This window comes from Skermanella sp. TT6, from assembly GCF_016653635.2.
Classification (GTDB): Bacteria; Pseudomonadota; Alphaproteobacteria; order Azospirillales; family Azospirillaceae; genus Skermanella; species Skermanella cutis.
Map to the genome: position 1 here is coordinate 1,283,625 of NZ_CP067420.1, position 24,118 is coordinate 1,307,742.

General features: G+C 69.8%; 20 protein-coding genes. 12 read left to right on the forward strand and 8 right to left on the reverse strand.

What is annotated here, in order from left to right; translation table 11 throughout:
* Positions 1 to 260: 260 nt before the first annotated feature.
* A complete protein-coding gene (locus tag IGS68_RS05940; RefSeq protein WP_201078071.1) occupies positions 261 to 1,586 on the forward strand; it encodes a DUF3422 family protein in 1,326 nt (441 codons plus the stop codon).
* A gap of 358 nt (positions 1,587 to 1,944) precedes the next feature.
* On the opposite strand, the gene IGS68_RS05945 is transcribed toward IGS68_RS05940, so the two are convergent.
* Positions 1,945 to 3,882: a di-heme-cytochrome C peroxidase gene (locus IGS68_RS05945; RefSeq protein ID WP_201078072.1), complete on the reverse strand. Its 1,938-nt coding sequence runs from the start codon at positions 3,880 to 3,882 to the stop codon at positions 1,945 to 1,947.
* 103 nt (positions 3,883 to 3,985) lie between these two features.
* Complete coding sequence (locus IGS68_RS05950; RefSeq protein ID WP_201078073.1) at positions 3,986 to 4,774, reverse strand: peptidoglycan-binding protein; 789 nt, start codon at positions 4,772 to 4,774, stop codon at positions 3,986 to 3,988.
* 193 nt (positions 4,775 to 4,967) lie between these two features.
* Between IGS68_RS05950 and IGS68_RS05955 the strand changes: the two genes are divergently transcribed.
* The 9 genes from IGS68_RS05955 (at position 4,968) to IGS68_RS05995 (ending at position 14,474) form a co-directional block, all read left to right on the forward strand.
* Complete coding sequence (locus IGS68_RS05955; RefSeq protein ID WP_201078074.1) at positions 4,968 to 5,444, forward strand: hypothetical protein; 477 nt, start codon at positions 4,968 to 4,970, stop codon at positions 5,442 to 5,444.
* 214 nt (positions 5,445 to 5,658) lie between these two features.
* Positions 5,659 to 5,883 (forward strand): hypothetical protein, encoded by a 225-nt coding sequence (locus IGS68_RS05960; RefSeq protein ID WP_201078075.1) that lies wholly within the window; start codon positions 5,659 to 5,661, stop codon positions 5,881 to 5,883.
* A 3-nt stretch (positions 5,884 to 5,886) separates the two neighbouring features.
* The gene (locus IGS68_RS05965) at positions 5,887 to 7,290 is read left to right on the forward strand and encodes a hypothetical protein (protein ID WP_201078077.1); all 1,404 of its coding nucleotides are present in this window, start codon (positions 5,887 to 5,889) and stop codon (positions 7,288 to 7,290) included.
* Positions 7,277 to 8,872, forward strand: coding sequence for a sulfatase-like hydrolase/transferase (locus IGS68_RS05970; RefSeq protein ID WP_201078079.1), 1,596 nt, complete (start codon positions 7,277 to 7,279; stop codon positions 8,870 to 8,872). The genes IGS68_RS05965 and IGS68_RS05970 overlap by 14 nt, the downstream gene beginning before the upstream one ends.
* A gap of 334 nt (positions 8,873 to 9,206) precedes the next feature.
* Positions 9,207 to 10,277: a substrate-binding domain-containing protein gene (locus IGS68_RS05975; protein ID WP_201078080.1), complete on the forward strand. Its 1,071-nt coding sequence runs from the start codon at positions 9,207 to 9,209 to the stop codon at positions 10,275 to 10,277.
* A gap of 73 nt (positions 10,278 to 10,350) precedes the next feature.
* Positions 10,351 to 11,262 carry an ABC transporter permease gene (locus IGS68_RS05980; RefSeq protein WP_201078082.1) on the forward strand — a complete coding sequence of 304 codons (912 nt, stop codon included), beginning with the start codon at positions 10,351 to 10,353 and terminating at the stop codon, positions 11,260 to 11,262.
* The gene (locus IGS68_RS05985) at positions 11,259 to 12,065 is read left to right on the forward strand and encodes an ABC transporter ATP-binding protein (RefSeq protein WP_201078084.1); all 807 of its coding nucleotides are present in this window, start codon (positions 11,259 to 11,261) and stop codon (positions 12,063 to 12,065) included. The genes IGS68_RS05980 and IGS68_RS05985 overlap by 4 nt, the downstream gene beginning before the upstream one ends.
* Before the next feature lie 13 nt (positions 12,066 to 12,078).
* Complete coding sequence (locus IGS68_RS05990) at positions 12,079 to 12,918, forward strand: carbon-nitrogen hydrolase family protein (protein WP_201078086.1); 840 nt, start codon at positions 12,079 to 12,081, stop codon at positions 12,916 to 12,918.
* Between the two features lie 17 nt (positions 12,919 to 12,935).
* Entirely contained in the window at positions 12,936 to 14,474 is a 1,539-nt protein-coding gene (locus IGS68_RS05995) for an amidohydrolase family protein (RefSeq protein ID WP_201078088.1), read from the forward strand.
* Positions 14,475 to 14,479: 5 nt separating this feature from the next.
* Here the strand turns inward: IGS68_RS05995 and IGS68_RS06000 are convergent, their stop codons facing one another.
* The 6 genes from IGS68_RS06000 to IGS68_RS06025 are packed head-to-tail and all read right to left on the reverse strand — an operon-like array spanning position 14,480 to position 21,691.
* Positions 14,480 to 15,085, reverse strand: a complete 606-nt coding sequence (locus IGS68_RS06000; protein ID WP_201078091.1) for an MSMEG_1061 family FMN-dependent PPOX-type flavoprotein — start codon at positions 15,083 to 15,085, stop codon at positions 14,480 to 14,482.
* A 20-nt stretch (positions 15,086 to 15,105) separates the two neighbouring features.
* A complete protein-coding gene (gene fhuF, locus IGS68_RS06005; protein ID WP_201078093.1) occupies positions 15,106 to 15,843 on the reverse strand; it encodes a siderophore-iron reductase FhuF in 738 nt (245 codons plus the stop codon).
* Between the two features lie 4 nt (positions 15,844 to 15,847).
* The gene (gene fhuB, locus IGS68_RS06010) at positions 15,848 to 17,881 is read right to left on the reverse strand and encodes a Fe(3+)-hydroxamate ABC transporter permease FhuB (RefSeq protein WP_201078095.1); all 2,034 of its coding nucleotides are present in this window, start codon (positions 17,879 to 17,881) and stop codon (positions 15,848 to 15,850) included.
* Entirely contained in the window at positions 17,874 to 18,767 is an 894-nt protein-coding gene (locus tag IGS68_RS06015; protein WP_201078097.1) for an ABC transporter substrate-binding protein, read from the reverse strand. Before IGS68_RS06015 ends, fhuB begins: the two co-directional genes overlap by 8 nt.
* A complete protein-coding gene (locus IGS68_RS06020) occupies positions 18,764 to 19,543 on the reverse strand; it encodes an ATP-binding cassette domain-containing protein (RefSeq protein WP_201078099.1) in 780 nt (259 codons plus the stop codon). The genes IGS68_RS06015 and IGS68_RS06020 overlap by 4 nt, the downstream gene beginning before the upstream one ends.
* 6 nt (positions 19,544 to 19,549) lie before the next feature.
* Positions 19,550 to 21,691, reverse strand: coding sequence for a TonB-dependent siderophore receptor (locus IGS68_RS06025; protein WP_201078101.1), 2,142 nt, complete (start codon positions 21,689 to 21,691; stop codon positions 19,550 to 19,552).
* Between the two features lie 254 nt (positions 21,692 to 21,945).
* Here IGS68_RS06025 and IGS68_RS06030 point away from each other — a divergent pair, with 254 nt between their 5' ends.
* Both IGS68_RS06030 and IGS68_RS06035 read left to right on the forward strand, forming a co-directional pair.
* The gene (locus IGS68_RS06030) at positions 21,946 to 22,482 is read left to right on the forward strand and encodes an aspartyl/asparaginyl beta-hydroxylase domain-containing protein (RefSeq protein ID WP_201078103.1); all 537 of its coding nucleotides are present in this window, start codon (positions 21,946 to 21,948) and stop codon (positions 22,480 to 22,482) included.
* 90 nt (positions 22,483 to 22,572) lie between these two features.
* Complete coding sequence (locus tag IGS68_RS06035; RefSeq protein WP_201078105.1) at positions 22,573 to 23,970, forward strand: nucleobase:cation symporter-2 family protein; 1,398 nt, start codon at positions 22,573 to 22,575, stop codon at positions 23,968 to 23,970.
* The last annotated feature ends 148 nt before the right edge of the window (positions 23,971 to 24,118 follow it).

Consider the following 24,118-nt stretch of genomic DNA (forward strand, 5'->3'; position numbering starts at 1 on the left):
GACGCGACACCGTTTGGAGCGCCGGATTCGGAGAGCGTGCCCGCGACGATCGCGGCGGCCCGGTTAATTTGTCGAAAACCCTGAAGCATTCCGCAATGATAAAGTTGAGTTGCCCAGCCGGAACGTTACCAGAACACGTGCGCCATATCAACCGGCTCCCCCGAATTTTCGGCGGGTCCGACCCGACCGACTTCCCGCGAGCCAATGGCGTCGAAACCCGCTAATCTGCCGCACCCGAAGCCATTCCAGTGCCTGCCGCCATGACCGCCACGCTGACCACGCCCCTGCGCCCGCTGAAGGACCATGCCCTGCGCGAGGCGCTGGCCAACGAGGTCCATGCCCGGCCGGCGGAGAGCCTGAGGGCCCCGCTCCGGGCGACCCATCTCGCGATGCTGTCCGGCGAGGGAGCGGGCGAGCGGGACCGCGCCCATCTGGCCCGCCTGTGCGAGCGCGCCGGGGTGGCGCCGCCGCCGGCGGGGGCGACCCATTACAGCGCCGACCTGGGCACCTGCCGGATAAAGTGGGAGCGCCATACGGAGTTCAGCAGCTACACGGTGTTCCGGCCCGCCGGGAACACGAAGGGCGGCGACGGCTTCTCCGACACGGCGCTGATGGCCTTGCCGCCGGAATGGCTGGCCGGCATCGCGGGCGAGATGCTGACCGGCGTCCATCTGTCGCTGGTCCAGTCCGACTCGCCGCTGGCGACGCCGGAGGGGCTCCAGGGGGTGTTCGGGTCCGACGGGTTCGTCGGCGCCCGGATGGCCGGCGGCGGCGCCACCGGCTGGACCGACTTCCGCATCCATGCCGACGGGTTCGGGCGTTACGTGGTCTCCGACCACGGCCTCAAGCCGCGGCAGGCCGGGCGGCTGGTCCAGCGGCTGTTCGAGATCGACACCTACCGCATGATGGCCCTGCTGGCCCTGCCGCTGGCCCGCGGCGTGCTGCCGCGCATCCGCGGGATCGAGGCGGAACTGGCCCGTCTGACCGAGCAGACCACCCATATCGCCCGCATGGAGGACGAGCAGGCGCTGCTCCAGCAATTGTCGAAGCTGGCCGCCGAGGCGGAGCAGACCTCGGCCGAGACGACCTACCGCTTCGCCGCCGCCCGGGCCTACAACGACCTGGTGACCCGCCGGATCACCGAGCTGCGCGAGGACCGCATCGAGGGCATGCAGACCATCGCGGAATTCATGGCCCGCCGCCTGACCCCGGCGGTCGATACCTGCGAGGCGGTCGCCAAGCGGCAGGAATCCCTGTCGGCCCGCATCGGCCGCGCCAGCAACCTGCTGCGCACCCGGGTTGACCTGGCGCTGGAGGAGCAGAACCGCGACCTGCTCCTCTCCATGGACCGCCGCGCCAGTCTTCAGCTCAGATTGCAGGAGACGGTCGAGGGCCTGTCGGTGGTCGCGATCAGCTATTACCTGATCGGCATCGTCTCGTACCTGTCGAAGGCCTTGAAGGGCGTCGGCCTGCCGATCGACCCGGACTTGGCGGTCGGCATCGCGGTGCCGGTGGTGCTGGTGCTGGTCTGGCAGGGGGTGCGGCGGATCCGCAAGGTGGTGACCGGGCGGGAGGGGCATGGGTGAGGGGGCGGCCCTCATCCGGCCTGCCTTGTTCGCGGCCGGCATGGAATGAAGGAAATCGGCCACAGATCACGGCGATATCCCCAGATAATCCGGTCCGTATCTTCGTTCATCGCCGTAATCTGTGGCAAGAGCCTGAGTCACGCTTGCGTTGCCCCCGCCGGGGCGGTTCCCGATCAGGTCGTTCCATCCCAGGGCAGCCGACTCTCGGCCGGTGTGGCGGCGGGTGAGGGGATTGCCGTAGGTCGGCCTCGGCCGCAGGCCGACGCCGACACCGTCTCAGACGCGTCGATGCAGGGCGTCGGCGTTCGCCCTTGCGGGCGAAGGCCGACCTACGGTTGCTCTCGATGAGCTGGGAGGTCTACAGGCTCTTCAGGTACTCCAGCAGGGCCATGCGCTCGGCCTCGCTCAGCGCGCGGCCGATGACGCCGTTGCCCTTGGGGCCGTCCTTGAACTCGTGGCCGGTGTTCAGGCTGCCGGCGACGGTCGTGTCGACCACGGTCGTGCCCGTGGCGCAGGACGCCTCGTAGCCGAGCTTCTTCGGGTCGTATTCACGGCCGCCCAGGCAGAAGCTCTTGGGGCGCTGCGCCGCGGGGAGCAGCAGGTCATGGAGGGTCGGCACCGAGCCGTTGTGCAGGAACGGCGGGACCGCCCAGATGCCGTCGAGCGGGCGGGCCTTGTAGACCGCCTTGGCCTGGAGGCAGTTGGCGCGGTTGCCGTTCATCTCCTCCTGCCGCTCGGGCGGCACCTTGTTGTTCAGGTACCAGGTCTCGGTCGCCCGCTGCACGGTGTAGCCCAGGGCCGCGGCGAAGCTGGTGGTGGTCACGGGCTGCGCCGCGTCGGCCGACGGCGGCGCGCACGGGTCCTTGTAGTCGATCGCGACATAGGGCGGCACCGTCACGGTGCGGGTCTGGAGGATTTCGGCCTGCCCAGGATCGGTCCCGACGAAGGAGATGGGGACCTGGGTGACCTTCAGGTATTTGCCGGTCGCCTGGGGCAGTTCGGTCCAGTACTTGTCGGACCAGAATTCCTTGTCCGGATCGTTGACCGGGGGCAGGTGGCATCCCTGGCACAGGTCGCGGTAGAGCTTGCGGCCCTCGTCCCGCCTGGCCGGGTCGATCGCGCCGAACTCCTTCGCCGGCCATGTCGGTGCCAGCAGCCCGTTGAAGCCCTGGGGCACTTCCTGGCCGTCGGGGCCGGGGACCTTCCTGAGGGGGTCGGAGCCGGCCAGCATCTCCTCCATGTCGTGGATGTTCCCGACCTGGACGGAGGAGGCGTAGAGTTCGCGGCCGGGGTTGGTCAGGTTGATCTTCGCCGCCACGCCCAGCGCCTCGCCGGCGTTGCGCACCATCGGCTGCATGATCGAGGCGTCGTACTGCACCCAGTCGAACCAGGAGGTGTTCCAGGTGTGCGGGAACTTCACCGGCGCCGAGATGCGGGCGAAGTTCTGCCAGGGGTCGAAGCCCGGCGCGTCCTTGGCGCCGACCAGGGCGTTGACGAAGACTGCGTTGCCGATCCGGGTCAGGGCGTCCAGGCGGGCGAAGCCCTCGGCCGCGTCGGCGCCCGGCAGCTCCTTCATCTTCTTGGACAGCACCTCGCCGGCGACGATCAGCGCGTCGAGCTGGGCCTTCAGCTCCGCCTTCTGGTCGGCGGTGTGGTTCGGCCCCAGCACGCGGTCGGCGAAGCGGCCGAAGCGGAACGGCAGGTACTTGGTATAGGCCAGCGACAGGCCCAGCACGGTCTGGAACTTGCCGAAATCGACCGGCGCCGTGCCGCCGTCGAAGCGCAGGCTGACGCCCTTGTATTCCAAGTGGCCGGTATGGCAGGCGGCGCAGGTCAGGCCGACCTGGTCGGGCAGCTTGCGGCCGGTCGCGGGGTCGTCGTAGCCGGGCGTGCGGGCGAACCCGACCGGCAGCATGTCGGGGTTGACCTCGCCGGCCTTCTGGCCCCAGCGGTTGGAGTCCGCCGCGGCGAGGCCCGGCGTTGCCTTGGGGCTGGGGATGAAGCCGAAGCGCGACAGGTAGGTCTCGTCCCGGAGCAGGGGGGCGGCGCTGAAGATCGTGATCTCCGGCTGCTCCAGGGCCACGAACCAGGAATAGGGGATCGGGAAGGTCGAGGTGCCCTGGGTGGCATGGTGGAACCAGTGCCGGTCCGCCTGGCTCCAGTTCTGGTCCAGCCACTTCGCCTCCTTGACGACGGGGGCCGGCGGCAGGTCGGGCGGGAGGAATTCCTTGATCTTGTCGCAGCCCGACGCGAGCAGCGTGGCCGTGACCAGCAATGCCATATGGGTGTATTTCATTAACGTATCTCTTCCACTGGAATAGAGGCTACCTACTCCAGATACACGAAAGTGGTATTACTTTGGAAGAGGGTCTATCCCAGAGGGCAGGGGTCCCGGAGGCTCACGGCGGCAGGACATCAACGCGGACGGCGCCGACCAGGGTCGCGATGTAGCGGTCGAGCATTCCGACCGCGATATCCTTCTCGATCTCCGACGCATGCCTCCCGGCGGCCTGGACGGTACCCATGCCCGGCACCTCCACCGTTCCGTCGTCCGCGACCGTCAGGACGCGTCCTTCCGTCTCCCCGGGCAGCAGGACGGTGATTCGCCGGCCCGGCGTCAGCGGTCCGGGAGGGGCGGGATCGCGGGCTGGAGCCTCGGGCTGAACCGGCTTCGCCTCCCGTTCCGGCTCCGGCCAGTCCGCCACGATCGCCGGGCCGTTCGGCAGGCCGTTGTCGGCGCGGTAGCGGGCGAGCGCCCGGCGGGTGCGGGGACCGAGTTGCCCGTCGGCGGCCCCCGGATCGTATCCCCGGACGGCAAGCTGCCGCTGGGCGGTGCGGACGCGGTCGGTCACGGCCGCTTCGAGCGCGCGGGCGAAGCGGAAGTCGGGTTCCTCCGGCACCGGGATGCGGAGGTCGGCGGCGGCCCGCGCCATGGCCGACCTGGTCGCCGGGCCGGCGATGCCGTCGGCGCCTCCGGGATCATGGCCGAGCAGGGCGAGGAGATCCTGCACGCGCGTGACCAGCCGCACGCTCCCGTCGGCCTGGGTCTGGGCCTGGGCTTGGCCGTGCGCCTGCGGGCTCGCCGGCCCGACGCTTGCCGATGCGCCCACGCCGGGGCCGGCGTCCGGAGCGGTGCCGGTGACGCAGCCTGCGAGCAGGATCGTGAGGAGCAGGATGATCGCACGCATCGACGCCAGCCATATCGAAAATTCCATCGTCCCTGAAGAATGCCCCGGCGCCGATCCGGGTACAGCGCACAAATGGGGGAACTGTCGGGGTAGTCTTCATGGAGGCAACGGTTCCGCCCGCGGTCAGCGTTATCGAATTGCGGGGCGGGAAGGTGCTACGCTCCACAAGGCTTTGACTTTCCGGTGGGCAAAAATGAAAAACCTTTTCACGAATGCGGGATCTGTCGTCAGCATTCTACTCGGCGCGCTGATCCTGGCCGGCTGCGCGGAAACACACGATCCTGTACTGGAAACGGCGCAGACGCCGCTGATGCTGGGCGAGAGCTCGGCCGACCGGGTCGTCTCGCTGCAGACGCGGACGATGCTGGCGGGCCTCGCCTGCGGGCGTGTCTGGGGCGATCCCACGGCTTTCGCCCGGTACGCCAGCTTCACCAACCGCAACGCGGAGATCCTCCGCCGTTCCCAGCGCGAGCTGGCGGACCGGATGGGCGGCATGGCGGAGTTCGACAGGATGCACACCCGCATCTCCAACGGCGAATCCCTGCGCCTGCTGGCCATGGGCGACCAGTATTACTGCTCTGAGATGCGCGGGCCGTTCTATACCGCCGTGGCGATGGGACCCGACGAGCTGACCCGGCAGAGCCAGGTGGCCCAGGCCAGCCTGCGGTAACGGGGCGGAACCGTCCCGCCGCCGCCGAAGCCTGCCCGTCCGTTTATTACACTGATGTGTCATTTTCATGTACGTCGGGTGGGGTTGTTGAGCCCCGCCTACCGTGCTCCAATCCCGTTTCCGTCTGATCCGGATGGATTCGCGCGAAGACTCGTGTCGTCTTCGTCAAGGATAAGAGCATGGTGGGAGGCCAACCGGAATGAACCGGATATGCATGGCTTTGCTGGTGGTTCCGGCAATGTTGATCGTTTCGACCGGGAATGCTTACGCTTATCTTGACCCCGGTACGGGCAGCATGATCCTGCAGGGTCTGATCGGCGGTATCGCCGGAGGTCTGTTTGCCATCCGCCTGTATTGGAGCAAGCTGAAAAGCCGTTTCGGCCGCGTGCCCGTGTCGCCGAGGGACGGGGAAGATCCCCGCGACGGCAAGGCCGGCTGACGCATGACCGCTGCCGAGCCCGGTTCCTTCCGCGACCCGTCCGGACACGTGTTCGAGGCCGACGGCCGGATTTTCCGCACCATCGCCGCCCGGGCGCTCGCCGACTATGCCTTCGTCCGCGACAGCGGGGTGCTCCGCCGGTTGGCTGCCGACGGCCGCCTCGTGGCGTCGGAGGAGGTCGATCCCGCCCTGCTGCCGTTATCCCTAGGCGCTGAGGTCCGGGGAGCGCCGATCGTCGTCGAGCATCCGCGCATCCCCTTCGTGTCGTATCCCTACGAATGGCCGTTCCCGGCCCTGAAGGCGGCGGCGCTGCTGCATCTCGATCTCCAGATCGAGCTGCTGGCCGACGATGTCATGCTGAGCGACGCCAGCGCCTACAATGTCCAGTTCATCGGGCCGCGCCCGGTGCTGATCGACCTGCTGTCGCTCCGGCGCTATCGGGAAGGGGAATACTGGACCGGCCTGAGGCAGTTCTGCGAGCAGTTCCTGAACCCGCTGCTGCTGCGCGCGGTACTGGGCGTTCCCCATAACCAATGGTACCGCGGCAGCCTGGAGGGCATCCCGACCGCCGATCTCAACCGGCTGCTGCCGTTCCGCAAGAAGCTGTCCTGGCAGGTGATGACCTATGTGGTTCTCCAGGCGCGGCTGGAGGCGTCGGCCAACGACAAGGGCACGGCCGAAGCCGCCGGTATCCGGCGCAAGGGCCTGCCGAAGCCGTCGCTGCTCGGCATCCTGACCCAGCTTAGGGGCTGGATCGAGAAGCTGAAGCCGGCCGACACCGGCAGGACGGTCTGGGGCGACTATGCCCGCAACAACACCTATACGGATGCGGCGGAGGAGACCAAGTGCCGCTTCATCGCCGAGTTCGCCGAGGCGACCCGGCCGACCCTGCTGTGGGACCTGGGCTGCAACAGCGGCAACTATTCGGCGGTGGCGCTGGGAGCGGGAGCCGGGGCGGCGATCGGCTTCGATTTCGACCAGAAGGCGCTGGAACTGGCTTTCGACCGGGCGGTTTCCGAGCGGCTGAACCTGCTGCCGCTGTTCCAGGACGCCGCGAACCCGAGCCCCGACCAGGGCTGGAAACAGAACGAGCGGCGCGGCATCCAGGGGCGCGGCCAGGCCGACGGTCTGCTGGCGCTCGCCTTCGAGCATCACCTGGTGATCGGCCGGAACGTGCCGCTGGACCAGACCGTCGGCTGGCTGACCGGGCTCGCCCCGCGCGGGGTGATCGAGTTCGTGCCGAAGGACGATCCCACGGTCCGGCGCATGCTGGCGCTGCGCGAGGATATCTTCGACGGCTATTGCGTCGAGGCCTTCACGGCGGCGCTGCTCGGACGCGCCCGGATCGTGCGGGAGATGCCGGTCGCAGACAGCGGCCGCCGGCTGTTCTGGTATGACCGGGGCTGAGCGGTCCGGCAGGCCGGCCGGGGCCGGCGAGCCGGCTGGCTTTCCCCTGTATCCGCTGCTGATCGCGGCCTATTTCCCGCTCTACCTGATGTCGGCCGACCTGGGCATGACCAACCTGTCCGACGTCGTCCGCCCGCTGGCCGTGTGCGTGCTGGCCGCGTTGGCGGCCACCGCCGGGTTGGGCCTGCTGCTGGGCGATCGGCACCGGGCGGCGCTCTGGGTCGCGCTGGGCCTGGTGATCACCTTCGATTTCCGTCTGCTCCAGCGGATGATCGACGGCGTCTTCAGTTTCTGGATCGAGGAGCTTCCCGGCATCTACGCCCTGGCCGGCATGGTCGCCGCTGCGGTGCTTATCGGATGGCGGGCCCGGCCGGGCGCCAACTTCAGCCGGGTCGCCACCGTCGCCGCGGCCGTTATGGTGGCTTTTCCCGCCGCCACGCTGGTCCATCGCGGATTGATGGTCAACACGGCGTCGGCGGACGGCGGCGGAGAGCGGGGACCGGGCGATGCCGCGTTCGAGGCGGTCCGTCCCGGGGGTGACCTGCCCGACATCGTGCATATCGTGCTCGACGGCTATTCCCGCGCCGACATGCTGGAGCGCTATTACGGCTTCGACAATTCGGAATTCCTGGACGGGTTGCGGTCGATGGGGTTCGCCGTGGCGGATGGCGCCACCTCGCCCTACAGCCAGACGCTCCAGACCATGACCAGCGTCTTCACCGCCTCGGACCTCGACGGCGTCGGCGGGGAGAGGACGGGCGCCGACCTGCGCGACGCCCTGCGCGCCCGCCTCCGGCACAATCCGGTGATGGCAACCCTGGAGCGCCTGGGGTACGAGACCGCGGCGCTGGACATCCGCTACGATCCCGTCCGGATGGACCAGCTCGACCGGCTGCTGGACAGGCACGTGCTGAGCAATTTCGAGATCACCGGGCTTCGCCAGACCGTCTTCTACCCGATCGCCCTGAAGGCGGGGCTCCGCGAGGCCAGCGTCCCGCCGGAGACCTTCGCCAAAGCTTACGAGCGGGAGCTGACGGGGCCGTATTTCCTGTACCTGCACCTGCTGGCGCCGCATCCCCCCTTCGACGTGACGCGGACCGGCGAGGCGCTGCCGCCGGAAGGCGGGTTCTGGAGCATGAACGACGGCGCCCACTATACCGAGCACCGGCCGGAGAAGCGGGAGGCGTACCGGCGCGGCTATGTCGAAAAGCTGCTCTATACCAACGACGGCATCCTGGGGCTGGTAGGCAGGATCATCGGAGAGGCGAAGCGCCCCACCGTCGTCATCATCCACGGCGACCACGGCGGCGGCCTGTGGTTCGACCATGACAGCGCCGAGCGGAGCTGCATGCAGGAGCGGTTCTCGCCGCTGCTCGCGGTCCATGCCAGCGACGGACGGCTTCAGCGGGACCTGCCCCGCGACATCGGCCTGGCCAACCTGTACCGGGTGGTCTTCAACACCTATTTCGGTACGGCGATGCCCCTTCTGCCGGCGCGCAGCGTCTTCGTCGGCTGGAAGCAGCCGGAGTTTCGGCGCGTCGTCGCGCCGGCCGAACTGGCCCGGACCTGCGGACCGGAGTGAGCCGGGCAGTGGTGTCGGCTGGCATAATGGCGTATGCACCGATTCGGTGCATTTGGCGTTTATCCGGGCATTCCGAGGCCGGTAGGCGCCGGGTATCGCGCCGCTTCGCGCGGCGTGGGGCGGAATCCCGGTCTGGCACGTGGGTTGCAGAGAACAATCCATCAGCGCAGAGCGATCGAAGCTCTTTCGGGTTGGCGTGCCCATTGTATGGACTCCGTGCAATGGCAGGCGCAGTGATGGACTTTCAGTTCAGGCGCCTCTCCGGTCCCCTCGTCGGGCGGAGATTTGACTTCGTGCGGTCTCCATGCGGTCTTTCAACCGGCTGGAGTGGACCATGTGCGATCGTGACGGCACCTTCTTCCGCAAATTCTCGTCGGCCGAATTTTCCCGGCGCGGCTTCCTGAAGACCTCGGCCGCCGGCGCCGCGACGGTGGCGATCCCCGCCCATCTGGCGGCCCTGCTGACCCCGACGGCGGCCCATGCCGCGACCACGGTCAAGGCGACCCACGGCTCGGGCTTCTGCAACATGGGGATCTTCCTCGCCAAGGAGCGGGAACTGACCAAGGCCGACGGCGTCGATCTGGAATTCGTCGTGACGCCGTCCAACACCGAGATCACGACCATGTTCGGAGCCGGGCTGGTCGACATCTCGATGATCCCGTACTCCAACTTCATGACCCTCTACGACGCCGGCGCGCCGGTCCGCATCGTGGCCGGCGGCGGCGTCCAGGGCTGCATCATCGTGGCGAAGGAGGGCATCAAGTCGGCCGCCGACCTGAAGGGCAAGAGCTTCGGAACCTTCCAGGCCGACACGCTGGAGGTGCTGCCCTACGACTACCTGAAGCAGGCCGGCATGAGCTTCCAGGACGTCGATATCCGCTACCTGAACACCTCGCCCGAGCTGGCCCAGGCCTTCATCGCCGGCGCCGTGGACGCGATCTGCCATATCGAACCCTATGCCTCCCAGTGCGTGATGGGGCGCCCCGGCGCCACCGTGCTGTCGGACGGCACCGACCTCTACGGCAAGGGCTATTCCGACTGCGTGCTGGCCGCCCGCATTCCGTTGCTGGAGAGCAATCCGGGCGCGGTCAAGGCGGTGATCAAGGCGCTGATGGTCGCCCAGTCGCAGGCCGAGTCCGACAAGCAGGCCGCCCTCAACGACACCGTCGGCAGCTATTACAAGACGACCATGGAAGCGGCGCTGGACGCGTCCAACAAGCAGCCGATCGTCGTGGACCAACGCAACCAGCAGCAATTCATCATCGACCGGGGCCGGTCGATGCAGGAGTTGGGCTATATCCGCAACATGCCCGACGCCGGCGCCTTCGACTGGAGCCTGCTGGATCAGGTGATCGCCGAGAACGGCGAGCTGTACGGCTCGCTCCACCTGAAGTCCGCCGCCTGATCCCGCTTTTCGACCCGAGGCACGAGAGGCCGCGCGCGCAAGCGCGGCCACCCCGCTACCGGAAGCAAGCTGCATGAGCATGACCACCAAGACGGAGATCGGCACCGTGGGACGGGGGAGCGGCCAGGGCGCCGCCGCCCGTCCTTCGGTCCCGCCGAAGCTTCGCCGCCATCTCGTCTCCCTCGGCTGGGGGCTGGCGTCCATCGGCCTGTTCACCGCGATCTGGGAGATCCTGTGGGCGGTCGGCTGGGCCAACCCGCTGCTGCTGCCGCCGCCGCACCTGTTCCTCCAGGATATTCCCGGCACGCTGGCCTATTTCGACCAGAGCAACAAGGTCGGCAGCCGGGGGACGGGCAGCGGGCTGACCGGGCTCCTCCTGACGATCCTGTGGACGACCAGCCGCGTCGTGCTGGGCCTGACGCTTGGCTTCGTGCTGGGCGTCGCGGTCGGCGCCATGGTCCATTACGTCAGGCTGGTCCGAAACCTGCTGCTGCCCACGATCCTGCTGCTGGCGCCGATCTCCCCGGTGGCCTGGCTGCCGGTCGCGATCTTCGTGTTCGGGATCGGCGACGTGCCGGCGATCTTCCTGGTGTTCATCACCGTGTTCTTCGCGATCGTGCTGTCCACCGTCGCCCAGTTCGAGAGCGTGCCGAAGAACTACCTGCACGTCGCCCGCATCATGGGCGCGACCGAGGCGCAGACCTTCTGGCGCGTGATCCTTCCCGCCATCCTGCCGAGCCTGTTCATGACGCTGCGCCTGAACCTGTTCGCCGCCTGGATGGTCGTGCTGATCGCCGAGGCGGTCGGGGTCGGCACCGGCCTGGGCCAGATCACCAGCATGGCGCGGGCCACGTTCAACGCCAAGCTGGTCTTCTTCACCATGGCGATCATCGGCGTGCTGGGCTTCCTGTTCGACTGGGCGCTCCGCACCATCCAGGGGCGCATGCTGTGGTGGGTGGCCCCCGGCCAGGGAGGTTCGCGATGAGCGCGGCCGACGATCAGATCCATCCCGCCGTCTCGATCCGGGACGTGGCCAAGACCTGGACGCCGGAAGGCCGTCCGCCGGTCCACGCGCTGCGCAACCTCAGCCTGGACGTCATGCCGGGCGAGTTCGTGGTGCTGCTGGGGCCTTCGGGCTGCGGCAAGTCCACGCTGCTCTACATGATCGCCGGGCTGGAAGGCGCCTCCGGCGGCAGTATCGAGCAGGACGGCATCCCGGTGACCCAACCGTCGGCCGAGCGCGGCCTGATCTTCCAGGACGCCTCGCTGTTCCCCTGGCTGACCATCGCCGACAACGTCGCCTTCGGGCTGTCGGTGCGGGGCGTCCCGGTGACGGAGCGGCGCGCCGTCGCCGCCGACATGCTGCGGTCGGTGGGCCTGGGCGACATGCTGGACAAGAAGCCGGACGAGCTGTCAGGCGGCATGCGCCAGCGCGCGGCCTGCGCGCGGGCGCTGGCGATGCGGCCCAAGGTGCTGATGATGGACGAGCCGTTCGCGGCGCTCGACGTCCAGACCCGGTCGAAGATGCAGGACTTCCTGCTCCAGATCTGGCGGGACAGCGGCGCCTCGGTGATCCTGGTCACCCACTCCATCGACGAGGCGATCTCGCTCGCCGACCGGGTGGTCGTCTTCACCGCGCGCCCCGGCCGGGTCAAGACCATCGTCCCGATCGACCTGCCGCGTCCCAGGCCGAGCCGGGACCCGCGCTACCACGAGTACCGCGACCTCTTCACCGAGCTGCTGGCCGACGAGGTGGACCGCGCCTTCGCCGAGCAGGAAGCGGTCTGAGGGCGCATCGGGGATGGAAAAACTGTTTCGGGTCGGCGCGGCCTCCCTCGGGCCGGCCGACGACGGGCCGGCCTGCGCGCTGGCCCGGGCGGAGCGGGCCGTCGAGGCGCTCGCCGGGGCGGGCGCCGGCCTGGTGGTGCTGCCCGAGCTGTTCGCCGTGCCCTATGCCGCGGCGGAGGACCCCGGGCGCCGCCCTTACCCGGCGGAGCCGCTGGACGGCCCGACCGCGGCCTGGGCGGTCGGGGTCGCTTCCCGCCTCGGCGTCCCGATCCTGTTCGGCATGGCGCTGTCCCCCGGCGGGCCGGGCAAGCCGTTCAACGCGGCCGTCCTGGCCCGGCCGGAGGGCACCGCCGAGGCGATCGCGCTGAAGATCCACCTGCCGCCCGCCGCTCCCGGCGATCGCTTCGGCGAGGCCGATCACTTCGCGCCCGGACCGGGACGGATCGGCGCCGTGCCTGTCGGTCCGATCCGGCTGGCGGCGCTGGTCTGCTACGACCGGCGGTTCCCCGAATGCTGGCGCGCGGCGGCCGCCGCGGGGGCGGACGTGGTCGCCGTGCCGGTGGCGGGGCCGGCGCCCGGCGATCCCGACGGCATCTTCCTGGCCGAGCTGCGCACCCATGCCCGGGCCAACGCGGTCTACGCCGTCTCGGCCGCCCGGTCCGGTACCGAAACGGTCACCGGCCGCGCCGTCCGCCACGATGGCGATACGGTCGCGGTCGGACCCGACGGTGCCGTCGTCGCCGGCCCCGGTCCCGCCGTCCTGGCCGGCATCGATCCCGCCCGGCTGGCCCTCGCGTCGGAACGCAACCCGACGGCCCGCCGGCTCCGCCCTCTTATTCCCCAACGATCATGAACTCCAAGGAGTCCCCCATGGGAGACCTCATCGTCCAGGCCCGCTGGGTCGTCACCGGCATCCAGGATCGCCACACCCCCGTCGTCATCGAGGACGGCGCGGTGCTGTCGCGCGGCGGAACCATCGCCGCCGCCGGTTCCCTCGACGAGATGAAGCGGCTGGCGCCCCAGGCGGCGGTGCGGAGTTATCCGGACCACGTCATGCTGCCGGGTTTCGTCAACAGCCACCACCATGTGGGCCTGACGCCCCTCCAGCTCGGCTCGCCGGACCATGCGCTGGAACTGTGGTTCGCCAGCCGCATGCCGGCCCGGCGGATCGACCTCTATCTCGACACGCTCTATTCCGCCTTCGAGATGATCGCGTCCGGCATCACCACCGTGCAGCATATCCACGGCTGGATGCAGGGCGGCTACGACGCGGTCCACGGCGCCGCCTCGAAGGTGCTGGGGGCCTATCGCGACCTGGGCATGCGGGCGTCCTACTGCTATGCCGTCCGCGAGCAGAACCGGCTGGTCTACGAGGCCGACGAGGCGTTCTGCGCGCGCCTGCCGGGGCCGCTCGGTGCCGAGCTGCTGGCATACCTGAAGTCCCAGGCCCTGCCGTTCGAGGATTTCCTGACGCTGTTCGACCAGCTGACGCGCGAGAACGAGGGCCAGCGCCTGACCCGTATCCAGCTGGCGCCGGCCAACCTGCACTGGTGCACCGACGAAGGGCTGCTGGCGCTGAACGAGAAGTCGAAGGCCGCCGGCGTGCCGATGCACATGCACCTGCTGGAGACCGCGTACCAGAAGGAATACGCGATGCGCCGCACCGGCAAGACCGCCGTGCGCCACCTCCACGACCTGGGCCTGCTCAGCCCGCGCATGACGCTCGGCCACGGCGTCTGGCTGACGGAGGAGGACATCGACATCGCCGCCGATACCGGCACCTGCATCTGCCACAACTGCTCGTCCAACTTCCGCCTGCGCTCCGGGATCGCGCCGCTGAACGTCTTCGAGAAGAAGGGGATCACCGTCGGCATGGGCCTGGACGAAGCCGGGATCAACGACGACCGCGACATGCTCCAGGAGATGAGGCTGGCGCTGCGGGTCCACCGCACGCCCGGGATGGAGGACGACGTGCCGACCTGCCCGCAGGTGCTGAGGATGGCGACGGAGTCGGGCGCCCGCACCACCGCCTTCGGCGAGCAGATCGGCCGGCTGGACCCCGGCCGCTTCTTCGATGCGGTGCTGATCAACTGGAAGACCGCGACCTACCCGTTCCAGGACCCCGACATCCCGATGCTGGACGCCGTGATCCAGCGGGCCAAGACCAGCGCGGTCGACGCGGTCTATATCGACGGCGAGCTGGTCTACGCCGAGGGCCGCTTCACCCGCATCGATCGCGACCAAGTCCTGGCGGAGATCGCCGAGACCCTCTCCCGGCCGCGCACGCCGGACGAGGTCGCCCGCCGGGAACTCGGCAACGTCGTGTTCCCGCACGTCAAGTCCTTCTACGACGGCTACATCCGGGAGGGCGAGGCGAAGCCGTTCTACGGCCAGTCCGCGATGTTCTGAGGGCTTCAGGCCCGGGCCTTGCGGGCCGACATCGCGACATGGGCATCGAAGACGGTGCGGGCGCTGGGCAGCGCCGACCGGTCCACGTGCTTCTCCGGGTTCCACAGGTCGGCGACCGCGATGGCGCGCGGACAGTGGATGAAGGCTTCGGCCACGGTGACGACGATGGCGGAACGGGGCTTCTTGCCGTCCTCGGCGAAGAGGTCGAGCAGGCCGGGATGGGCGGACAGCCTCGCCCGGCCGTTGACCCGGAACACCTCGCCCATGCCCGGCAGCAGGAAGACAAGGCCGACCGCCGGGTTCTGGACGATGTTGCGCAGGCTGTCGAGCCGGTTGTTCCCCGGCCAGTCCGCCAGCAGCAGCGTATGGTCGTCATGGACCCGGACGAAGCCGGGCCTGCCGCCGCGCGGCGAGCAGTCGGTGCCGGACGGTCCGACCGTCGCCATCACCAGGAAGGGGGAAGCCGCGATCAGCGTGCGGGAATGGCCGTCCAGCCGGTCGATCTGCTTGCCGATCACCATCTCGTGCGGCGTGGGATAGCGGGCGGCCAGCTCTTCGACGCTGCGGATGCCGTGGGCGTCGTCGAACCAGTCCGTCGGGGCATGGTCCATGGGGCGGGGGTCCTTTCGGGTCAGTGTTCGCGGCAGCTCGCCCGCAGAGCCAGGGGGCAGTAAGGGCACAGGGTCCCTCCGGGGACGCGGTACAGCAGGCAGCAGACCTTCCGCCAGGCCTGCCGGCCCTCGGGGCCGTCGGTATAGCGCATCGGTTCGTCCAGCGCATTGCGCCAGCCGTCCGGCCAGGCGCCCGCGTGGATCAGGGCGTCGGCCTCGGCGACCGCCGGGGAGGCCGGATCCTCCGCGGCGAGCTGTTCGACCACCCAGTGCAGATAGCCGGCGGCATTGGCCCAGAGCACCCGCGGCGAGACGGCGGCCTGGGCGGCGAGGCCCTGGATCAGCGGTTCCAGGTGGTCGCGGGCGAGCGCCCGCAGCATGTCGGCCGCGGCGACCGGGCCGTCGGCGGTTCCCGCATGCGGCAGGACGATCGCGGCGGGGACGCCGTCGCCGTTCAGGTGGACCGCGGTCCTGGAGAGGTCGAGCGGGAGCGTCCGGCCGGCCAGCAGCGCGCCCAGCACCACCGGCGGGATCAGCGTGTAGAAATAGTGGCGCGACCAGAGCGAGAGCAAGGCCCGTGCCTCCCCGTCGGGATGGCGGGAGCGCAAGGTTCCGAGCGCCAGATCCAGGCCGCCCTCGGCGGCCAGGGCGGAGGCCGGGATTGCGTCCGGGGCGGATGAGGGCGGCACCAGCCGGGCGCCGAACCGCGCGGCCGGGCCGGACAGGAAATCGAACGGGGTGAGGTCGGGAGTTTCCATCGCGTCAGCCTCGGCCGGAGCCCGCCGGGCGGGCCAGCAACCACATCAGGTACGGGCCGCCGACCAGCGTCGCCAGGAGGCCAACCGGAAGCTGGTAGGGGAATGCCAGCGTCCGCGCCAGCCAGTCCGACAGGCCCATCAGGAGCGCTCCCAGCAGCACCGCGCCCGCGAGGTGGGCCAGGGGCCGGCGCAGCCCGGCCAGGCGCGCCAGGTGCGGCGCCATCAGCCCGATGAAGCTGAGCGGGCCGACCACCAGGGTCGCGGCGGCGCTGAGCAGCGAGGCGAGGACGACCAGGCACAGCCGGCTGCCCCCCAGGGGAAGCCCCAGGCCCCGGGCGGCGGTCTCGCCCAGGGGCAGGACCTCCAGCCAGCGGGCGGTCGGCGGCACCATCAGCAGCAGGACCAGGGCGGCGGCGCCGGCCACCAGGGCGTCCTGCGCTTCGATGCCGTAGGTCGATCCGGTGATCCAGCCGAGGAGCTGGAACGCCCGGATGTCGCCGCTCGCCATGATGGCGGCGAGGACCGCGCCGCAGAACGACGCCAGCGCCACGCCGCCCAGCAGCAGCCGTTCCGGCGCGAAGGAGGAGCGGCGGGCCAGCAGGAGAATGACCGCCAGGGCCGCCATCGCCCCTGCCGAGGTGGCGCCGAGCTGCTCCAGCCGGCCGGGGGCCGCCACCGTCAGCACCAGCACGGAGAGGCCGAGCCCGGCGCCCGAGCTGATGCCGAGGACCTCCGGGCTCGCCATCGGGTTGCCGGTCAGCCGCTGGAGGATGGTCCCGGCCGCCGCCAGCATCGCGCCGGCCGCGACGGATGCCGCGAGGCGCGGACCGCGCCAGGGCAGCAGCCGGTCGAACTGGTCGCCGGTCGCCAGGGTCCAGCCGTCCGGCCCCGTCCCGAGGGCCAGCGCCGCCCAGCACAGCAGCGGCAGCGCCAGGGCCAGCCCGGCGACCAGCCGCCAGGGATGCGGGACGGTGCGCCCGATGCCGGTCGAGGCGGTCCCGGCGTCGGTCGGCCCGGCCAGGGCGTGCAGCCGGGGCAGCATCCAGAGCAGCAGCGGCCCGCCCAGCAGGGCGGTCATGGCGCCGGTCGGGACCAGGCTGGCCTGGCCGCCGGCGAAGGTCTGGGTCGCGGCGTCGGTCAGCCACAGCAGCAGGGCGCCGATGACGGGAGCCCAGGCGACGGTCTGCCGCGGCGTCCGAGCGCCGGCGAGGCGCGCGAAGGTCGGCGCGGCGAGGCCGACGAAGCCGACGATCCCGACCAGCGCCACCACGGACGCCGCCAGCCAGACCGCCACCAGCAGGATTCCCAGCCGCGTCGCGTGGAGCGCCACGCCGAGGTTGCGGGCCGCCGCGTCGTCCAGCCCCAGCAAGACCAGCGGGCGCATCAGCAGCGCCGCGGCGATCCCCGCCGCGGCGAGGCGGGGCAGCAGGGTCAGGACGTCGTTCCAGCCCTGCTGGCTCAGCGAGCCGCCGCCCCAGATGAACAGCGACATCAGGTACTCGCCGTTCAGCAGGATCAGGGTGCCGCCGAGGGCGGCGCAGGTCAGGCCGACCACCAGGCCGGACAGCACGACCGAGACGGGCCGAAGCCCCTGCCGCCAGGACAGCGCCAGGACCAGCAGCATGGCGGTCACCGCGCCGGCCAGCGCCACCGCCTCGCGCGAGGCCTCCATCAGGGCGGGCGCGTGGAGCGTCGCGGCGCCGAGGGCGAGCTGGGCGCCGGCCGAGATGCCGAGCGTCGAGGGCTCCGCGATGGGGTTGCGCAGCACCCGCTGGAGCAGCGCGCCGGACAGCCCGAGCGCCGCGCCGCACAGCAGCGCCATCGCGAGGCGGGGCAGGGCGCTGTAGTGGAACAGCACCTGGTCCATGTCCGTCAGGTCGGTCGCCAGCAGCGCGCCGGGCCAGCGGGCCAGGGGCAGCAGGAGATGGAGCTCCCGGAACGCCAGGACCGCGGCCGTGAGCCCCAGCGCCAGGGCCAGCAGGGCGGGTCCGCGCGGGAGGGCCGGCGCGCGCGGGCGCAGGGCGGCGAGGTCAACCATGGGCGGACTCCCCGGTCAGGCGCGGCACCAGCAGGTCCGCAAATCGGCCGGCGGCCGGGAGCGCGCCGAAGGAATTGACGGCAGGCAGGCGGACCAGCGAGCCGGCACGCACGCTGGGCAGGGCGTGCCACAGCGGGCTGGAGTCCAGCACCCGCTCGACGCCGGGAGGCGTCGGCTCGACCACGACCAGGACGGCGTCCGGCATCTCCGCCAGCCGCTCGATGCCGACGGTGGCCGAGGCCCGGTATTGCGTCCGGTCGGTCCAGGCGTTGGGCAGGCCCAGCCGTTCCAGCGCCGAGCCGAGCAGGCTGTCGGCGCCGAAGGTCCGGATATGGCGGCTGTCGCCGAAATTCATCAGCAGGACCGGGCGCCGGGCGGTTCCGGCCAGGGTGCGGCGGTGGGCGTCCATGGCCGCTTCGGTCGCCTCCACCAGCGTCCGGGCGGCCTCGGCCCGGCCCAGCAGCGCGCCCAGCTCGGCGGTCTCGGCCAGCGCGCGCGCATAGGGGCGGCCGTTCGGGGCGTTGATCGAGGATTCCCGCACCGGCGCGATCCGGCCGAGGCGGTGCCGGATGCCGGCATAGAAGTGGGAGCTGAGGATCAGGTCGGGAGCCGTCCGCAGCAGCAGTTCCAGGTTGGGCGCGCCGCGCAGGCCCAGGTCGGCGACCCGGCCGGGCACCGGCGGCGTCACGACCCATCGGGAATAGTGGGCCAGCTCCGTCCCGGCGACCGGCATCAGGCCGAGCGCCAGCACCGTCTCCAGCATGGCCCAGTCCACCGCGGCGACGCGCGACGGCACCGGAGCGGCGGCGATGCCGGACGGCGGCAAGCCGAGCAGGGCGGCGGCCCCGCAGAAGGCCCGGCGGGAAATGGCGGCGGATTCCGTCACTGGACATAGCCGATCGGCTGGCCGGTCGCCGGGTGGGGCAGCACGCCCATGGGCAGGCCGTAGATCCGAGCCAGCATCTCCGGCCGCATGATCTCCGCCGGGGAGCCGCGGGCGACCAGGCGGCCGTTGCCGAGCGCCAGGATCTCGTCGCAGTAGCGCGCCGCCATGTTGACGTCGTGCAGGACGACGACGACGCCCAGCGACCGCTCCAGGCTGAGCCGGCGCACCAGGGCCAGCACCTCCACCTGGTGGGCCACGTCGAGGGCGGAGGTCGGCTCGTCAAGCAGCAGGCATTCGGTGTCCTGGGCCAGCATCATGGCGAGCCAGGCGCGCTGGCGCTCGCCGCCGGACAGGGTATCGACCAGCCGCCCGGCGAAGCCCGCCATGCCGGTGCGCGCGATCGCCTCCTCCACGGCCGACCGGTCCAGCGCCGTGACCCGCCCCAGCGTGCCATGCCAGGGGAACCGGCCGAGCGCCACCAGTTCGCGCACGGTCATGCCGTCGGCCGCGGGAGTGAATTGGGGCAGGTAGGCCACTTTGCGGGCGAAGGCGCGCCCCGCCCAGTCGCCGACCGGCCGGCCGGCGAACCGGACGGTCCCGCGCGTGGGCTTCTGCTGCCCGGCCAGCAGCTTGACCAGCGTGCTCTTGCCCGACCCGTTCGGGCCGATCAGCCCGTGGATCCGACGTCCGGCCAGGGTCAGGTCGAGCGGGTGGAGCAGGTCGCGGCCGGGCACGCCGAAGGCGGCGCCCTGGAGTTCGTAGAGGTTTCCGTCCAAGGCGTGCTACCAGCGGTATGTCAGGGTGGAGATCACCGCGAGGCGGTTGCCGTAGTAGCAGCCGCCGACGCTGCCGCACGAGGTCACGTATTCCTTGTCGAACAGGTTGTTGGCGTTCAGCGCCACGCGGAAACGGTCGAAATCGTAGCGGATCGCGGCATCGAACAGGGTGACGTCCGGCACCTTGATGTCGTTGGCCTCGTTGCCGAAGCGGGAGCCGATATGGCGGACGCCGGCGCCCAGGCCGAAGCCTTCCAGCAGGCTGCCCTCGGGGAAGCTGTAGTCGCCCCACAGGCTGGCCAGGTGCTCGGGCACGGCGGCGAGCCGGTTCCCCTCGGTCCCCGTGTTGCTCTCGGTCACTTCCGAGTCGAGGTAGGTGTAGGCGGCGGTGACGTCCAGGCCCCGCATCAGGCTGGCGGTCGCCTCCAGCTCGATGCCGCGGACCCGCGCCTCCCCGGTCTGGACCTGGAAGGTCGGGAAGTCGGGGTCGGTCGTGGTGACGTTGGTCCGGGTCAGGTCGAACAGCGCCGCGGTGAAGAAGCTGTTGCTGCCGGGCGGCTGGTACTTGAGGCCGACCTCGTACTGCTCGCCCTCGGTCGGCTCGAAACTGCCGCCGCCGCGCTGGGGTGCCTGGGTCCCGATCACCGGGTCGAAGGAGGTGGTGTAGCTGACATAGGGCGCGAAGCCGCCGTCGAACAGGTACATCAGGGCGGCGCGGCCGGTGAAGGCGCTGTCGTCCTGCGTGGTCTCGGCGCCGGTGATCCGGCTGCGCTGCTCGGTCTCGACCCAGTCGTGGCGCCCGCCCAGGGTCAGCAGCCACTTGTCGAGCCTGACCTGGTCCTGGACATAGATGCCGAGCTGGCTGAGGTCGTCGTCCCTGTCGGTGCCGATCGGGGGCGGGGCGATCGCCTGCCCGTAGACCGGGTTCAGCAGGTCGAGCGACGGGGCCGCGCCGAAGCCGGTCCGGGTGTCGCCCCAGAAGCGGCGGTAATCCACGCCCAGGAGCGCCGTGTGCCCCAGCGGACCGGTGGCGAACTTCGCCTGCCCGGAGGTGTCGACATTGACGGTGTCCGAGCTTTCCCGCTGGACCAGGCTGCCGCGCCGGAGCGTGCGCTGGTCCGCGGCGAGGCCGGACGTGAACAGCGTGTCGTAGTCGAACCTCAGATGCAGGTACCGCGCGTTCTGCCGGATCGTGAAGGTGTCGTCGATGCGGTGCTCGAAGTCGTAGCCGATGCTGGACAGTTCCAGCTCGCTGTCGCGGAAGGTCGGCTCGCCCGGATAGAAGCTGGTGGAGATGTCGCCGAACGGGCTGCCGAAGAGCGTGCCCACGGCGGGCAGGCCCGGCGGCGACTGGGCTTCGTCGTGCTGGAAGCGGCCCAGCAGGGTCAGCCTGGTGTCGGGACCGGGCTTCCAGGTCAGCGCCGGGGCGACGAACCAGCGGTCGTCCTCGACATGGTCCATCTGGGTGTCGCTCTTCCGGCCCAGCGCGGTCAGGCGGTAGAGGAACTGCCCCTCCTGGTCGAGCGGGCCGCCCAGGTCGAACGAGCCCTGGTAGCGGTCGTGGCTTCCGGCCTGGAGGTTGACCTCGCCGAAGCTCTGTTCGGTCGGCCGCTTGCTGACCATGTTGACCAGCCCGCCGGGCACCGACTGGCCGTACAGAACGGAGGAGGGGCCGCGCAGCACCTCGACCCGTTCCAGCCCGTAGGGCTCGATCGCGGGTGCCCCGAAGGTGCGCAGGATGCGCAGCCCGTCCAGGAACTGGTTGGGGCCGGCGCTGAACCCGCGGATGACGGGATCGTCGAAGCGCGGGTCGGCGAAGGTGCTGGAGAAGGTGCCGGCGGTGTAGCCCAGCGCCTCGGTGATGGACTGCACGGCGCGATCGTCGAGCTGGTCGCGGGTGATGACGGAAATCGATTGCGGCGTCTCGATCAGCGGCGTGTCGGTCTTGGTCGCGGTGGAGGTCACCGGCGCCACGTAGCCCTGCACCGGGCTCGTGCCGGTCGGGGCCGTGGTTTCGACCGAGATGGGTGGAAGGACGATCTGGCCGCCTTCGGTTCCCTGGGCGGAAGCACCTGCGGGAAGGATCATGACCGCCGCGGTTCCCAGCAGTCTTGCCAGGAGGGAAATCGGGCGAGTTTCGGAAGGCATGGGGATTTTCCCGCAGAGGACAAGGACAGGGCGGCAGGCCGCCGGGACGGTGCCGCGGGACGCTAGTGATAATGAGAGTGACTTGCAATAGGTTTCGTTGGGGTAACCAATTGAGGGGTTTGCTGACCGTACATCCGGGCGGACGGGCGGTTATGCCACTGGAAGCTCGGCGCCATGGTGCCGATTGCCCTCAACGGGTGGCTCGTGCCATAATATTTCGCTTTTGAGTTACATTGTATTCACGAGGTTCAATCATGTTCATGGACCCGGCGCAGGTGCCGGAACTGGCCGCCCTCTCCGACGCCTGGATGGACATCCGGGCCGAACTGCTCGCCCTCTCCAAGGAATATTTCATCGCCTGGCCCGAGAAGAGCATCTACGACGGGAACTGGACGGTGTTCCCGCTTTACAAGTTCGGCCAGAAGGTGGAGGAGCACTGCGCGCTCTGCCCGCGCACCACCGACGCCATCGAAGGGATCCCCGGACTGCTCACCGCCGGCTTCTCCTCCCTGGCGCCCGGGACCTATATCGGGCCCCATTTCGGCTATACCAGCGAGGTCCTGCGCGCCCACCTGGGGCTGCTGACACCCCCCGACTGCGCGATCCGGGTCGGTCCGGAGACCAAGTCCTGGACTCCCGGGGGCCTGATGCTGTTCGACGACACGACCGAGCACGAGGCCTGGAACCGCAGCGGCGAGACGCGCGTCGTGCTGCTGCTCGACTACAAGCGCGATCCCGCCGCCGACGTCCGGTATCCCGACCATGTCCTGGCCTACGGGCAAGGGCAGTAACGGGCGTCCGGCCGCCGGTCGGGTGGAATTGTGGCGTAATTGTTGCAACCCTCTGCGCCCATGAAGGCATTCCTGGCGCAGAGGACCCCCATGGCGACCACCCTCCACCCCGTGGACCAACGACTGCCGCTGCCGCGGCTGATTCCCCTGGCTTTGCAGCACGTGCTGGTGATGTATGCCGGCGCGGTCGCGGTACCGCTGATCATCGGGCGGGCGCTGAGCCTGCCCCCGGAGGACGTCGCCTTCCTGATCAGCGCCGACCTGTTCGCCTGCGGGTTGGCGACGCTGGTGCAGTGCCTGGGTTTCCCTGGAGTCGGCATTCGGCTGCCGGTGATGATGGGCGTGACCTTCGCCTCGGTCGGCCCGATGCTCTCCATGGCGGCGGCGCCCGATGTCGGGCTGCTGGGAATCTATGGCTCGGTCATCGCGGCGGGCGTGTTCGGGATCGCGGCTGCACCCTTCATCAGCAGGTTGTTGCCTCTTTTTCCACCGGTCGTGACCGGCACGATCATCCTGGTGATCGGCATCTCCCTGATGCGGGTCGGGATCAACTGGGCCGGCGGCGGGCTGCCGATGCTGACCAGGATGGTGGACGGCGTGCCGGCTGCCTTCCCGAACCCCAATTACGGCCAGGTGACCGGGTTGGGCATCGCGCTGTTCGTGCTGCTGGTGATCCTGGCGCTGATCAAGTGGGGCAAGGGGTTCGTCGCCAACATCGCTGTGCTGCTGGGCATCGTCGCCGGATCGGTGCTGGCCGCGTCGCTGGGCCTGATGCATTTCGAGAAGGTCGCGACCGCGGCCTGGTTCGACCTCGTGCTGCCTTTCCATTTCGGGATGCCGCAGTTCCACCTGATCCCGATCCTGACCATGTGCATCGTGATGCTGGTCGTCATGATCGAGTCGCTGGGCATGTTCCTGGCGCTGGGCGACATCACCGGCCGCGAGGTGAACCAGGCGTCGCTGACCCGGGGCCTGCGCGCCGACGGCGTCGGCACGCTGCTGGGCGGCATCTTCAACACCTTTCCCTACACCTCGTTCTCGCAGAATGTCGGTCTGGTCGGCATCACCGGGGTGCGCTCCCGCTGGGTCACGGTGGCGGGAGGCGTGATCATGCTGATCCTGGGCCTGCTGCCCAAGATGGCGGCTCTGGTCGAGGCGGTGCCGGTGGTGGTGCTCGGCGGGGCGGGGCTGGTGATGTTCGGCATGGTCGCCGCGACCGGCGCCCGGATCCTGACCGCCGTCGATTTCCGCAACAACCCGAACAACATGTTCATCGTCGCGATCTCCATCGGGTTCGGCATGATCCCGCTGGTGGCGCCGAACTTCTTCAAGAACCTGCCCCACGCCCTGCACCCGCTGCTGGAGTCCGGCATCCTGCTGGCCGCCATCGTCGCGGTCGCGCTGAACGCCTTCTTCAACGGCATGAAGAGCGCGGAGCACGCCCGCGGCGAGGCCTCCGCGGCAGCGGCGGCGGCCGAGCACGTGTGAGGGTTTGTGGACCAATGACTCTTGGGGTGCTTGAAGACAGTATTTTAGCAAAGCAGACCACGAAAGCCTTTGGCCTGTAGACCTTATGTCGTGATACCGGGATTGAGAATGGTTGGGATGGGGGTAGTGAAGGTCCAAGGTCATCCAG